General features: G+C 70.9%; 11 protein-coding genes. 3 read left to right on the top strand and 8 right to left on the bottom strand.

Translation table 11 applies throughout. The features are described 5' to 3' along the window. Positions 1 to 83 precede the first annotated feature (83 nt). The 4 genes from ACGFNP_RS35405 to ACGFNP_RS35390 form a co-directional block, all read right to left on the bottom strand. Positions 84 to 824, bottom strand: coding sequence for a cytochrome d ubiquinol oxidase subunit II (locus ACGFNP_RS35405; RefSeq protein ID WP_393326099.1), 741 nt, complete (start codon positions 822 to 824; stop codon positions 84 to 86). A 9-nt stretch (positions 825 to 833) separates the two neighbouring features. After that, positions 834 to 2,084 (bottom strand): cytochrome ubiquinol oxidase subunit I, encoded by a 1,251-nt coding sequence (locus tag ACGFNP_RS35400; protein ID WP_393326096.1) that lies wholly within the window; start codon positions 2,082 to 2,084, stop codon positions 834 to 836. 96 nt (positions 2,085 to 2,180) lie between these two features. After that, on the bottom strand, positions 2,181 to 2,849 hold the full coding sequence (locus tag ACGFNP_RS35395; protein ID WP_358332236.1) for a response regulator transcription factor: 669 nt from the start codon (positions 2,847 to 2,849) through the stop codon (positions 2,181 to 2,183). Continuing rightward, complete coding sequence (locus tag ACGFNP_RS35390; protein WP_393326093.1) at positions 2,846 to 3,970, bottom strand: histidine kinase; 1,125 nt, start codon at positions 3,968 to 3,970, stop codon at positions 2,846 to 2,848. Before ACGFNP_RS35390 ends, ACGFNP_RS35395 begins: the two co-directional genes overlap by 4 nt. A 65-nt stretch (positions 3,971 to 4,035) precedes the next feature. Between ACGFNP_RS35390 and ACGFNP_RS35385 the strand changes: the two genes are divergently transcribed. Next, complete coding sequence (locus ACGFNP_RS35385) at positions 4,036 to 4,248, top strand: hypothetical protein (protein ID WP_393326091.1); 213 nt, start codon at positions 4,036 to 4,038, stop codon at positions 4,246 to 4,248. A gap of 13 nt (positions 4,249 to 4,261) precedes the next feature. On the opposite strand, the gene ACGFNP_RS35380 is transcribed toward ACGFNP_RS35385, so the two are convergent. Continuing rightward, entirely contained in the window at positions 4,262 to 5,275 is a 1,014-nt protein-coding gene (locus tag ACGFNP_RS35380) for an acyl-CoA desaturase (protein ID WP_358332230.1), read from the bottom strand. 198 nt (positions 5,276 to 5,473) lie between these two features. On the opposite strand from ACGFNP_RS35380, the gene ACGFNP_RS35375 reads away from it, so the two are divergent. Beyond that, positions 5,474 to 6,796 (top strand): FAD-dependent monooxygenase, encoded by a 1,323-nt coding sequence (locus ACGFNP_RS35375; protein WP_393326088.1) that lies wholly within the window; start codon positions 5,474 to 5,476, stop codon positions 6,794 to 6,796. Here the strand turns inward: ACGFNP_RS35375 and ACGFNP_RS35370 are convergent. Together ACGFNP_RS35370 and ACGFNP_RS35365 are read right to left on the bottom strand one after the other, a co-directional pair. Continuing rightward, positions 6,718 to 9,600, bottom strand: a complete 2,883-nt coding sequence (locus ACGFNP_RS35370) for a BTAD domain-containing putative transcriptional regulator (protein ID WP_393326085.1) — start codon at positions 9,598 to 9,600, stop codon at positions 6,718 to 6,720. The genes ACGFNP_RS35375 and ACGFNP_RS35370 overlap by 79 nt on opposite strands. 35 nt (positions 9,601 to 9,635) lie before the next feature. After that, entirely contained in the window at positions 9,636 to 10,886 is a 1,251-nt protein-coding gene (locus ACGFNP_RS35365) for an FAD-dependent oxidoreductase (RefSeq protein ID WP_393326083.1), read from the bottom strand. A 64-nt stretch (positions 10,887 to 10,950) separates the two neighbouring features. Between ACGFNP_RS35365 and ACGFNP_RS35360 the strand changes: the two genes are divergently transcribed. Continuing rightward, complete coding sequence (locus ACGFNP_RS35360; RefSeq protein ID WP_393326080.1) at positions 10,951 to 11,544, top strand: TetR/AcrR family transcriptional regulator; 594 nt, start codon at positions 10,951 to 10,953, stop codon at positions 11,542 to 11,544. A gap of 72 nt (positions 11,545 to 11,616) precedes the next feature. On the opposite strand, the gene ACGFNP_RS35355 is transcribed toward ACGFNP_RS35360, so the two are convergent. Further along, on the bottom strand, positions 11,617 to 12,003 hold the full coding sequence (locus ACGFNP_RS35355) for a hypothetical protein (protein ID WP_358332215.1): 387 nt from the start codon (positions 12,001 to 12,003) through the stop codon (positions 11,617 to 11,619). Positions 12,004 to 12,098 lie beyond the last annotated feature (95 nt).

The following is a 12,098-nucleotide window of genomic DNA, read 5'->3' as shown; positions in this document are numbered from 1 at the left end:
AAGGGGTCGCAGGTGCAAATCCTGTCGTCCCGGACGGAGCGATGCTCTGCCGAAGACCCTGAGGGCCAGCTGGGACTTGGGAGTTACAGGTACGACGGGCCCGTCACCCGGTGCCGGAAGGTCCACCAGACCCATGCCTGTGAGGCCACCAGGAACGGGATCATCGTGAGGACGACCGGCACCAGGAGCGCGCCCGAGGTGCCCGGTGCCAGTGGCAGCCGGAAGCCCGTCAGGACGCCAATCGCCACCAGGGCCGTCGCCGTCAGGGCGTAGGTGCGGCCCTCGCCGGCGCCGCCGGACAGCACCGCCGCCCGCTCCCGGAGCACGCCCCGCAGTCGCAGTGCCGCGAACGACAGCCCGTGCGTGGCGAACAGCGCGGCCACCAGCAGGGCGGGCACCAGCGCGATGGGCCCGTGGATGCCGAGCAGCACGTCACTGAGCAGGCAACCCCAGCTCAGCGCCAGCCCCCAGCTACCGACGACGACGGCGCCGTCCCAGAGCCCCTGCCAGCGAGCGCCGGGCAGCCGCCCGCGCAGCCACAGGCCGCTGTCCCGGATGACCCAGGAGAGCAGCAGCATCACGACGAGCGAGTAGTTGCCGCTCAGCAACGAGCCCTCCAGCGCGGGGAAGAGCCCGGCGAGCACTCCCGCGGCGGCCACCAGCCACACCTCGTTGCCGAGGAAGAACGGCGCGATCGCGGCGATCGCCTCGCGCCGCTCGTCCGCGCCGCGCCCCAGGTACGGCAGCACCATGCCGACGCCGATGTCGGCCCCGGCCAGCACGAGGTAGCCGAGCGCGAAGAAGGCCAGGATCAGGATCTCCATGACGGCTCCTCAGAAGGTCAGGACGGGGGCGGCGGTCTCGATCGGGCGGTCGCCCAGCGCGACCTCACCCGGTCCCTTGCGGGCGGTCCTGGCCAGCAGCCAGTAGTTGACCAGGATGAGCACGGTGAACACGGTGACGAAGGCGGTCAGCGAGAACCTGATCTGGCCGTACGACACCGGTGACATGGCGTCGGCCGTCTTCAGCAGGCCGTACACGGCCCAGGGCTGGCGGCCCATCTCGCGGAAGATCCACCCGGCGATCATGGTCACGAACGGGACGGGGATCAACGCGGTCAGCAGCCAATGCCACGGCCGGAAGCCCCGCACGACCGGCCGGAACAGCATCAACAGGAAGCTCGCCCCGGAGACGAAGAAGAGCACCGCGAAGAGCGTCAACATGGTGATCCCGCCGGCGTGCACCCAGCCCAAAGGTGGCAGGTAGTCACCTGGTCCGTACTTGGCCACCATCTCCGCCTGCGCCTCGGCCAGCCGGTGCGCGCTGCCCGACCAGGCGGCCAGCTTCGTCGGCTGCAGCGTCTGGAAGCCGATGCCGCCGAACGTCGCGGTGAACAGCGTCGCGGGCAGCGCCACGCCGATCCCGAGGCGCAGCGACTTACGGAAGAAGTCCTGCTCGGCGGTGCGCTTGGCCAGGTGGTAGGCGCTCACCCCGGCCATCAGGAAGCCGCCGACGATCAGCGCTCCGCCGCCGATGTGGAAGAAGGCGACCAGCGCCGCCGGGTTGGCCACCAGCGCGCCGAAGTCGGTGAGCCGCAGGACGCCGTCCTTGAGCTGGTAGCCCACCGGGTTCTGCAGGAAGCCGTTGGAGATCAGGATCCAGAACGCCGAGGCGTAGGCCGTCAGCGTGACGACCCAGATCAGCGCCAGGTGCGCCCACCGGTTCAGCTTGTTCCAGCCGAAGATCCACAGGCCCAGGAAGGTGGACTCGACGAAGAACGCCACGATCGTCTCGATCGCCAGCGAGGAGCCGAACACGTTCCCGGCGAACTCGGTGAGCCCGCTCCACGACAGCCCGAGCTGGAACTCCATGACCAGCCCGGTGACGATGCCCATCGCGTAGTTGATGATGTAGAGCTGCCCCCAGAACCGGGTCATCCGCAGGTGCACCGGGCTGTCGGTCAAGGTGGCCCAGGTCTGGATGACGGCCACCAGCGTCGCCAGCCCGAGGGTCAGCGCGACGAACAGGAAGTGCGCCCCTGCGGTGAGGGCGAACTGCAGGCGGGCGAGGTCTACGGTCTCCATGCTCAGAGGTTCCGGTCAAGGTCACCTCCGCCGCGTCATGCCGGGGCGTGCACCTGTCGTACACCTGTGGTGTCAACGGGCCGCCCGCTGTACAACTCAGGGGGTAAGCCAGCCCGGGGTGATCATGCCGGCCTCGTAGGCGAGCACCACGATCTGCGCCCTGTCGCGCGAGCCGAGCTTGGTCATGATGCGGCTGACGTGCGTCTTGGCCGTGGCCGGGCTGAGCACCAGCCGGGCCGCGATCTCGTCGTTGGACAGCCCGGCCGCGACCAGCGCCATGACCTCCCGCTCGCGCTCGGTGAGTGCGTTGAGTCGGGGGCCCGGCTCCGGGCGCTTGACCCGGCCGGCGAACTCGGCGATCAGCCGCCGGGTCACCGAGGGCGCGATCAGCGCGTCCCCTCTGGCCACCACCCGGACCGCGTGGATCAGCTCGGCCGGCTCGGTGTCCTTGACCAGGAAGCCGCTCGCGCCCGCACGCAGCGCGCCGTAGACGTAGTCGTCCAGGTCGAACGTGGTCAGGATGATCACCTTGACGCCGTCGAGCCGCGGGTCCGTGACGATCATCCGGGTCGCCTCCAGGCCGTCCAACTCGGGCATCCGGATGTCCATCAGCACCACGTCAGGTCGTAGCTCGCGGGTCCTGGCCACGGCCTCGGCGCCGTTGGCCGCCTCGCCGACCACCTCGATGCCGTCCTCGTCGTTCAGGATGGACCGGAATCCGGCCCGTACGAGGTTCTGGTCGTCGGCGAGCACCGTGCGGATCATCGCACTCCGTTCAGTGGAAGGTCGGCGACGACCAGGAAGCCGCCGTCAGGCCGGGGGCCCGCCTCCAGGGTGCCGCCCAGCGCGGTGGCGCGCTCACGCATGCCCTGGAGCCCGTACCCGGTCCCGTCGGTGAACGTCGCCCCCGGTCCATCATCCTCCACGCGGATCACGATATGTCCGGACTCGTTGGTGACAGTCAGCCGAGCCGCGTCGGCTCCCGAGTGCCGGGAGACGTTCGTCAGGGCCTCCCTGATGATGCGGGTCGCGGCCAGGTCCACCTCGGTCGGCACCTCGTCCAGCCGCCCGGACAGCTCGGTCCGCACGTCCAGCCCCGAGCCCGCGACCAGCGCCTCCATCCGGGCCAGGCTGTCGGCGGGCGCGGTCGGCGCGCCCTCGTCCACCTGCCGCAGCACCCCGAGCGTGGTACGCAGCTCGCGCAGCGTCTCCTTGCTGGTCTCCTTGATCGTCCGCAGCGCGTCCTCCGCGGCCTCCGGCCGCTTCTTCAGCCCGTGCAGCGCCGCCGCGGCCTGTACGTTGATCATCGAGATGTTGTGCCCGAGTACGTCGTGCAGCTCTCTGGCGATGCGCAGCCGTTCCTCACTCGCCCGCAGCCTGGCCTCCTCCTCCTTGCTGTGCAGGGCGTCGAGCACGCGCCGTTCGGCCTCCCGCAGGTAGGCGCGCCGGTTGCGGGTGACGCCGCCACCGGCGACGGCGGCCACCACCCAACCGGCGATCATCAGGAACATGCTGTCGTCCACGTGCCTGATCCCGCCGGTCTCGCCCAGCCCCATGGCCAGCAGCGAGGCCGCGCCCGCGGCGATGGCGGCGATCAGGTGGCCCAGCTCGGCGGCGGTGTAAAGCACCACGAACGACAGGACGATCATCGGCCCGTCGAGCCGGGCGAACGGATAGTAGAGCGCGACGGCCACCAGCACGACGATCAGCGCCGCCACCGGGTACCGCTGCCGCGCCAGCACCCCGGCACCGGCCACGAGCGGCAGCAGGACGTCCAGCGCGTTCGGAGCGATGCCCGGATGGAGGAAGGACGTGGCCACCGTGCCCGCCAGCACGGCGATGACCACCGCGAGCGACACGATGGTGCCGGCCGACAACGTGCGCATGCCGCCCATTCTGTACGGCCTGCCGTCCGGGTGCCCAACCGCCCCGCAATGGGTAGAGCCGGAGCATGAGCGTAGAAGACGAGTTGCGTCAGGTCGAAGAGGACCTGACCAGGTTGCGAGCCCAGACCAAGGATCTGCGCGACCAGATCGGTGACATGGGCGCCACCGATCAGGTGGAGATCGGCGCGATGATCGGCATGGCCGACGAGCAGGAAGAGCTGATCGCGGACCTGGAACGTCGCCGCGACGACCTCCTCCGGCGTCGCGACGGCGGCTGATCCGCTGGGCTGCTCAGCGCAGGGGGGCGCCCACTTCGTGCAGGTGGCGCAGCGCCTGGCCGTAGGAGGCGATCAGCCCGGTCTCCAGGTAGCTGACGCCCAGGTCGGCGCAGTACTGCCGGACGATCGGCTGGGCCTTGCGCAGGTTCGGCGACGGCATGTTGGGGAACAGGTGGTGCTCGATCTGGTAGTTGAGCTGGCCGAGCGCCACGTCCACGAACACGCCGCCCTTGACGTTGCGCGAGGTCAGCACCTGCTTGCGGAGGTAGTCGAGTTTGTCGGCCTTGGTGAGGATCGGCATGCCCTTGTGATTGGGCGCGAACGTGCTGCCCAGATAGACGCCGAACAGCCCCTGGTGCACCACCACGAAGACCAGGGCCATACCGAGCGGCAGCACGGCGAAGACGATGCCGAAGTAGCAGGCGAAGTGCGCCAGCAGCAGCGCCCCCTCCCACTTCCGGTGCTTCGTCGTCGGCTGGAACACCGCCTTCACACTGGCGATGTGCAGGTGCCACGCCTCCAGCGTGAGCAGGGGGAAGAACCAGAACGCCTGCCACTTGGCGATGAACCTCGGCAGACCCTGGCTCCGGCGCACCTGATCGGTCGACCAGACGATCACGGCGGGGGAGACGTCGGGGTCCTCGTCCTCGTGGTTGGGGTTGGCGTGGTGGCGGTTGTGCTTGGTGTTCCACCAGCCCCAGCCCAGCCCGATGCCGAAGTCGCCGATGAGCAGCCCGACGATGTCACTCGCCCGGCGGGTCCTGAAGACCTGCCGATGCCCCAGGTCGTGGGCGACGAAGCCGATCTGCGCGGAGGCCACGCCGAGCGCCACGGCCACCAGCAGTTGCCACCATGAGTCGCCGACCCACCAGAACAACGCCCACATACCGACGTAAGCGGCCAACACCAGGGTCAGCCGCACGGCGTAGTAGACCGGACGCCGGTCGAGCAGGCCGGCGTCCTGGATTTGTCGGGCTAGTTTCGCGAAGTCACTACCACGGGTTTCGAGCGTGCCTGTATCGGCCACAGGTCTCCTCACTTAGAGGTGGAAGTTGCCCCCACCCTGCGCATTCTCCGTGATGACGGGAGATCACGGCTAGTATCCGCCGTCGCGCCTGCAAATAGTCTCGTCTAAGCCAAGACATGGTTTCGCCCATGCCGCAGTCGAAACCCCGCGACAGCGGCTGACAGAGATCTGGCAGCGGCCGCGCGCATCGTGGCCGGCATGACACACGTACTCATCGTCGGCTCCGGGCCGACAGGACTGACCCTGGCCATCGAGCTCGCCCGCCGCGGCGTGGACCTGCGCATCGTCGAGAGGTCGGCCGAGCCCCCCACGGGAGTGCGCGGCAAGGGGCTGCAGCCCCGCACACTGGAGGTCTTCGACGACCTCGGCGTCATCGACGAGATCCTCGCCACCGGGAGCGGCTACCCGGGCATCAGGAGCTACAAGGGCGAGCAGATCGTCTGGGAAGGCCGGATGGACGAGCCCAAGGAGCCGTCGCCGGGCATCCCGTACCCGAACCTGATCATGCAGCCGCAGTGGCGCACCGAGCGGATCCTCCGCGACCGGCTCGCCGAGCTGGGCCATCGGGTCGAGTTCGGCACCGAGGTGACCGGCTTCGAGCAGGACGAGCAAGGGGTGACGGCCACGCTCGGCGGCGGCGAGACCGTCCGCTGCGCCTACCTCGTCGGCGCCGACGGTGGCCGCAGCACCATCCGCAAGCAGCTCGGCGTCGGCTTCGCGGGGGAGACGTACGAGAGCGAGCGCATGCTGCTGGCCGATGTCAAGACCGGCGACCTGGACCGCGACCACTGGCACCTCTGGGGCTCCATGGAGGAGCAGGTCATGTACTTCGGCCTCTGCCCGCTGCCGAACACGGACGTCTTCCAGCTCGTCGCGCCGTACACGGGCGAGGACGACCTACGCGCGCTCGTCACGAGGCACGCCCCGCACGTCCACCTCGACGAGATCCTGTGGCGCTCGGACTACCGGGCCAACGTCCGGATGGCCGAGCGGTTCCGCGTGGGCCGGGTGTTCCTGGCCGGGGACGCCGCGCACGTGCACTCGCCGGCCGGTGGCCAGGGGCTCAACACCGGGGTCCAGGACGCCTACAACCTGGCCTGGAAGCTCGCGGCCGGCTCGGCGGCGCTGATCGACACCTACGAGGACGAGCGGATGGCGGTGGCCGCGCACGTGCTGGGTCTCAGCACCCGGCTGCACCGGGAGCGCGACATCGAGCGCGGTGACGACACCAACCAGCTCGACCTGGCCTACCTCGGCAGCGCCCTGTCCGTGGGCGAGCGGGGCGGCGAACGCCTGGGGACGCTCTTCGACGAGCAGCGCGGCACGCACTTCCTGCTGCTCGGCGCCACCGGCCGGGAGTACGGCGACGGGATCAGGGTCCTGCCGCCGCTCGACGGGCAGGAAGGCGTCATCCTGGTCCGCCCCGACGGCTACATCGGCTATCACGGGGACGAGAGCGGGCTCAGCGCGTACCTCTCCGGGTTCGGGATCGACGCCCCCTTGACCAGGGCCTCCTCATAGCGCCGCTCGCCCAGCGCCGTCCGGCAGCGCGTGGCCAGCGCGACCACGAACGGGTCGGCCGACTCGGTGATCCCGCGGAGCACCCTGGCCGCCCCCAGCAGCTCGGCGGCCGTCAGGGGCTCGCGGTGCTCGGCCACGCCTTCGAGCACGGTCGCGCGGGCGGTCCTGTCCTCGCAGGTGGCCATGAGCTCCAGCGCCCTGCGCAACGGCTCGTCCGGCTCGGCGACACGGGCCAGCTCGACGTTCATGAACGCCCTGAACTGGGGAGGAGCGTCCATGTCCATCGCCAGGGCGCTGCGCAGCAGCCGGGCGGCCTCGCCCTGATCGCCGGAACGCCTGGCCAGCTCGGCTCTGGCGTGCATGACCCGGGCGATGGCCAGCGGGTCTTCGGACCGCAGCGCCGCCTGCCAGGCTCGCTCCAGGGCGGTGGCCGCGCCGGCGTGGTCGCCCGAGCGCGTCATGAGCTGGCCGAGCCGCAGCAGGAAACTCATCGGCCCGAGCGGCGCCCCCAGCGCGGCGAGCTCCGCCGCGATCGGCTCCGGCTCCTTGGCCAGGACCAGCGCGCGGGCGAAGTCGCCGCGGTTCTCGGCGGCCAGCGACAGCCAGTAATAGGCGGCCCACTGTCCCCAGCGGTCGCCGGTCCGGCGCAAGCCGTCGAGCGCCGGCTCCAGCAGGGACTCGGCGCCGGTGACCGCCCCGTACTCGAACCGCACGATGCCCGCCACCAGCAGCGCCGTCGACCTGGTCCAGGTGTCGGGATGATCGCGCAGCCGCTCGGCGCCCGCCTCCGTGATGGCCACCACGTCGCGGGGCGGGCCCAGCGCGATGATCATCGCCCACGAGTGCAGCGCCGCCGGATGGTCCGACTCCAGGACCGCCCGGGTCGGCTCGGTGCCCATGGCGGCCATCATGCAGAGCCCGTGGGCCAGCTCCCGCCCCTCGGGCGCCACGTCGCCGACCCTGCGCAGCACGGCGGTCGCGTGCGCGGCGATCTCGTGCCGCCGCCCGCGCATCATCCACGGCCACAGCCTGGGCAGGATGATCCGCAGCGGGTCGTCGGAATGCCGGAGCGCCGCGTCCAGGTTGCCCTGCTCGGCGTCGAGTATCGCCAGCCACTTGACCTGCTCATCCGTCCGCAGGTGCGGCTCGGCGGACTCGGCCAGCTCGGCGTAGTAGCCGGCATGGGCCTGCCTGATCTCCGGGAGGTCGCCCGTGACGTACTGCCTGATCGTCTCCAGCATCGTGTAGCGGTCGCCGGAGACCGCGATCAGCGACTTGTCGACCAGTGAGGAGAGCAGGTCGAGGTCACCGCCGCAGATCCGGGCGATCGCCTCGGCCGTCGCGCCGCCGGAGAACACCGACAGCCCGCGCAGCAGCTCCCGCTCCTCCTCCGACAGCAGGTTCCAGCTCCAGTCGATGACCGCGCGGAGCGTGCGGTGCCTGGGCTCGGAGGTACGGCTGCCGCGGAAGGCCAGCCGGTCGCCGAGCTGCTCGACCAGCATGGACACCGACATCGTCCGCAGCCGGGCGGCGGCCAGCTCGATGGCCAGCGGGATGCCGTCGAGCTCGCGGCAGATCCGTGCCGCCTCGGCCGGCGCCAGCACCAGGTCGGGGCGGGCGGCGGCGGCCCGGTCGCGGAGCAACTCCACGGCGGGCTCCTGCGGTAACGGGAGCACGGGATGCAGGGACTCGCCGGAGATGTTCAGCGGCTCCCTGCTGGTGGCGATGATCCGCAGCCCGGCCACCTCGCCCAGCAGCCACTGCGCCACCCGCGCGGCCTCGTCGATCAGGTGCTCGCAGTTGTCCAGCACGATCACGGGTGACGTGCCGCGCAGCGCTCTGACCAGGTCAGATGTCTTGAGCACGGCTTCCAGCGCGGCCCGTACACCGGCTGCAGAGGCCAGCTCGACCAGCCACACCCCGTCGGGCACCCGCAGCGTCGCGGCGGCCTCGACGGCCAGCCGGGTCTTTCCCGCCCCGCCGGGCCCCACGAGGGTGATCAGCCGGGCGCCCGCCAGCGTCCGGATCCGGGAGACGTCGTCGTTCCGCCCGACGAAGCTGGTCAGCCGGGCGGGCAGGTTGGTCCGCGGCGCCGGCTCCTCGTCCCGCAGCGCCGCGAGGTGCGCTTCGCGCAGCTCGGCTCCCGGATCGACGCCCAGCTCGTCCGCCAGCTCCGCCCTGATCCGCTCGAAGACCTCCAGCGCCTCTCCCCGCCGCCCGCTCGCCACCATGGCCCGCATCAGCAACGCGTGGAACGGCTCACGCAGCCGGTGCTCGGCGACCAACTCCTCCAACTCGGCCACGACGTCGCCGCCCACGACGTCACCGCTCATGACGTCGCGGCCCGTGATGGCGCCGCCCGCGGCGAGGTCCGCCGCGATCCGGGTCGCCAGCGCCGCCAGCCGCAGCTCCTCCAGCCGCGCGGCCGGGGCCTCCGCGAAGGGCAGATCGACACCGGCCAGCGCCGGTCCGCGCCAGAGCGCCAGCGCCGCGTGCGCGTCTCCCACGCGGGCCAGCCGCTCGAACTCCCACGCGTCCACCTCACCGGCGGGTACGTCGAGCAGGTAGCCGTTCGGATGGGAGGAGATCAGGCCCGGCCCTTCCCTGCGCGCCCTGGACACCAGCGACTGCAGCGCGGCCATCGGATGCTCGGGCGGCTCGCCCGGCCACAGGTCGTCGATCAACCGGTCGGTCGTCACCACCCGCCCAGGGTCGAGCGCCAGCCGTACCAGCAGCGCCCGCACCCGCGCGCCGCCGACCGCGGCCCCCGCAACCTGGAGCGGCCCCAGGATCCCGATCCGCATCCACCCTCCAAGCCTCGCCCCCTACGGTACGACGCTCACGAGAAGACCTTCGCTTTGAGCGACGGGAACCGCTGGACCGTACGCAGGAACGTCTTGAAGCCGATCCTGGCGGCCCGGCTCTCGCCGATGAACTGCTCGGCCGCCCGGAGCGAGTCCCGCACGGCCGCGAAGCCGTACTCGCGCAGCTGCTCCTCGTAGCCCGCGATGGCCTTGACCGTGTCCCGCCCGCCGGTCAGCGCGAGGCAGAGCAGGCGGGCGTCGCGCAGCGCGGTGTTGGCGCCGATGCCGCGCATCGGCGTCATGCTGTGGATGGCGTCGCCGAGCAGCGTGATGGTGGTGGCCGGCCATGGCTCGATCGGGATCGAGGTACGGATCGGCAGCAGCGAGACCGTGTCGGGATCCGACAGGTCGATCAGCTTGCGCAGGTCGGGATGCCAGGACTCGACCATCCGCGCCACCGCCTGCTTGAGCCGGACGCCCGGCAGTTCGGCGACGTCGGCGGGGAAGCGGTCCTTGGTGGCGCCCACGGCCCACAGGATGTAGCTGCCGGCGTTGTCCATCAGCGCGCCCTGCTGCTCGGTCGCCCCGATGCCGCCGACCGGCGCCACGTCGCCCAGGTCGTGCGGGGCGCAGAACATGCCGAGGCCCTTGGGCGGGATGACGGTGTTCGGCCCCTCGACGAGCCGACGGGAGATGAGCGCCCTGGTCTCGTCGGTGAGCGGGAACTTGCCCGCCACCGTGGTGATACCGGTGTCCACCCGTTCGGCGTGCGGCAGATACTGCTTGCGCACCCGCGAGTTGCCGCCGTCGGCGGCGACCACGATGTCGGCCGTCTCGCTGGAGCCGTCGGCGAAGAACAGCTCGACGCGCCCGTCGGGCCGCCGCTCATAGCGCTCGTACGTCCTGCCGAACCGCACCACCTCCTCCAGCCCGCTCAGCAGCACCTGCCTGAGCGTGATGCGGCTCACGGAGTGGTGGTCGTCGACCGGGTCGGCCGCGGGCGGGGTCTCGATCAACGCCAGCGTCCTGAGCCGCTCGGTGAGGAAGCCGAAGTCCTGACCACCCTGCCCGGTAGTGGCGAGGAACGCCTGCCAGAGATCCGCAGGCAGGCAGTCGTGGAGGGCGCGGGCGCCGTTGGGGTCGATGTGCACCCGGTAGCCCTGCAGCCGGTCGGCCGGGGTGCGGTCCCGCTCGTAGACGGTGACGTGCTTGCCGGCCTTGAGCAGTCCCTGGGCGAGGCAGAGGCCGCCGACCCCGCCACCGATGATCGCGATGTGTGCTGTCATGTCCATGACTATCAACCGTACGGATAATTCTGTCAACCATCCGGATGGATGATAAAGTTCGGCCATGAGACGAGAGCCGGAGGAGAAGCAGCGCGACCCGGAGCGCACCAAGGCCCGCATCCTGCAGGCGGCGCTGGAGGAGTTCGCGGCCAAGGGGTTCGCGGGGGCGCGGGTCGGCGAGATCGCGGCCAGGGCCGGGGTCAACAAGCAGCTGATCTCCTACTACTTCGGCGGCAAGGAGGGGCTCTTCCGTGCGCTGAACACCCGCTGGCAGAGCGAGGAGAGCGTGTTCGCCGACCGGGGGTCGTCGCTGGGCCGGCTCGTCGCGGACTACGCGCGGGCCAACTCCAGCCGCCGCGACTTCGGCAAGCTGATGGTCTGGCAGGGGCTCACCGACGACGGTCCGCCCGATCCCGCCTTCGCCGAGGACGTGCGCCGCGACCTGGAGCACCTGCGCGCCCGCCAGGAGACCGGGGAGTTCCCCGCCGACCTGGACCCGGCCGCGTTGATGGTGGCGCTGTTCGGGATGGCCGCGGCCGGGATCGCCTTCCCACAGCTCGTCCGGGCCGCCTGCGGCCTCGACCCGGGCTCACCCGAGTTCGGCGACTACTACGCCGAGCAGTTGGAGCGGCTGGCCGACCACCTACGCGCTCCGTGAGATCCGCAGGAGGTCGCTGAGCGTGAGCAGCGCCTGTCCGGACCGCGGCCCAGCGCGGCCTGGCCGACAGCGTCAACGCACCCCGCGCAGCCGCTGTATCAGCAACGCGAGCAGGCCGCAGGCCGCCCCCCAGACCAGGTTGGTGATGAGGATGGACACGCTGCCGAAGATCACGACCGGGCCGCCGCGCAGCGCCAGACCGCTGGTCGCGATGGCGACGACTCCGTAGAGGAGGCCGGCGAGCACGAGCGTCAGTACGGGCCTGCGCACCTGGGTCAGTCCGACGATGAGGATCCAGGCCAGCGAGATCGCGGCCGTCAGGACGATCGGCGTGGCCGGCTTTCCGAGCGCGTCCGACAGGCCCACCATGGAGAACAGCGGCCGGACCAGCGCGATGGCCGCCAGGCCTACGATGAGCAGCCAGTTGAGCGAATGAAGAGGTTGCTGGTTCGACGTCATGCGGTCGAACGTACGAACGCGTGGTCCCGCCGCGCATCGCCCCTCAAGCGTCATTCCGCGGCCCGTTTGTACGTCGAGAAGCGACATCTGCGCGG

Origin of the sequence: Nonomuraea sp. NPDC049269 (genome assembly GCF_043197155.1) — a bacterium.
Lineage (GTDB): Bacteria > Actinomycetota > Actinomycetes > Streptosporangiales > Streptosporangiaceae > Nonomuraea.
This window is presented reverse-complemented; position numbering and strand designations above follow the sequence as displayed.